We start from the raw sequence: 1,346 nt of genomic DNA, 5'->3' as shown, positions 1-1,346 counted from the left end.
GGTCGTGTCAAGAATTTTTCGCACTTTAGTTCGCAGACTCTGTTATGAATGAAGTCAGCCAGCAATGGAGGCATCCTCAACGGTCGCCTCCAGATGCTTCATGTTCATGTACTTCTTGTTGCCCCACTGGGTGCCGGCTACATGGCGCAGCCGGGCACAGACCAGCATAAGGGCAGAGTTGCCGTCCGGGAAACTGCCCACCACACGGGTACGGCGGCGGATCTCCCGGTTTAGCCTCTCAATCACGTTGTTGGTACGAATACGGGTCCAGTGTTCACTGGGGAAATCACAGTAGGTCAACGTTTCCTCAATACCATTCTCCACCTTCTTGGCGGCTTCCTTCAGTTTCATAGAGCGCAGTTCCTCTACCACAGCCTTAGCTTTTTCTCGGGCGGCTTTCTTGCTCTCCTGAGCGTGGATCGCCTTGAGCATCTTGGCCACCAGCTTCACCTTTGAGCGAGGTGTGACAGAGAACACATTTCGGTAAAAATGGACGGTACACCGCTGGTATTTGGCCTCAGGAAATACCTCTCCCACGGCTTCCAGCATACCAAGACACTTGTCGCCAACAATGAGTTTCACACCGTTCAGACCACGGCCACGCAGCCACTGGAAGAAGCTGATCCAGCTGGCCTTATCCTCCTTCATGCCCTCTGCGGCGCCCAAAACCTCACGATATCCATCCTCATTAACCGCAATTGCCACAAGAATGGCTACATTTTCAAATTCTCCACCCCAATTGCGGCGCAGGTAGATCCCATCCACATAGACATATGGATACCGCCCACCTTGCAGAGGACGGTTCCGCCAATCTTCAATGTGGACATACGCTTTCTTATTCAGCTCACTGATGGTGGAGGGAGAGACTTTGCTGCCCCACAGGGCCTCAGTGATGTCCTCTACACGCCGGACGGATACACCTGCCAGGTACATTTCAATAAGAGCCTCTTCCACACTGCTCTCCCGGCGGCGATACCGCTCAATAATGGCAGTCTCAAAGGAGATTCCCTTGAGCTTAGGCACCTTGAGAGTGACATCCCCAGAAGTGGTGGTGAGGTTGCGGCTGTAGTGACCGCTGCGGTAGCCCTGGCGCTGCTTGTTACGCTCGTACCGGGCCGCCTGGGTTAGCTTCTCCGCCTCGGCCTCCAGAAGCTCATTGAGTGTTTCTTCTACGCTTCCACGTACAAGTTCCTTGAGCTGCCCCTTGATAACTTCCTCGTTTAGCTGTACAATCTTCTCGGACATGGTTTGCTGTCTCCTTTCGAATGGTGTGTCGCGACTTCATTCTACCAGAGATCTGCAAACCATGTCTTTTTTGTTTTTGCGAAACTTATTCTACCTGACCG

General features: G+C 53.0%; 1 protein-coding gene. It reads right to left on the bottom strand.

Annotated features, from left to right (window positions below; genetic code table 11):
- Positions 1 to 54: 54 nt before the first annotated feature.
- The gene (locus tag ACTQ3R_RS16495; protein WP_276919276.1) at positions 55 to 1,245 is read right to left on the bottom strand and encodes an IS256 family transposase; all 1,191 of its coding nucleotides are present in this window, start codon (positions 1,243 to 1,245) and stop codon (positions 55 to 57) included.
- Positions 1,246 to 1,346: the final 101 nt, after the last annotated feature.

Origin of the sequence: Lawsonibacter sp. LCP25S3_E2 (genome assembly GCF_052117285.1) — a bacterium.
In the GTDB taxonomy this organism is placed as follows: Bacteria; Bacillota; Clostridia; order Oscillospirales; family Oscillospiraceae; genus Lawsonibacter.
The sequence above is the reverse complement of the archived record's forward strand: the minus strand, read 5'-3'. Positions and strand labels throughout refer to the sequence as shown.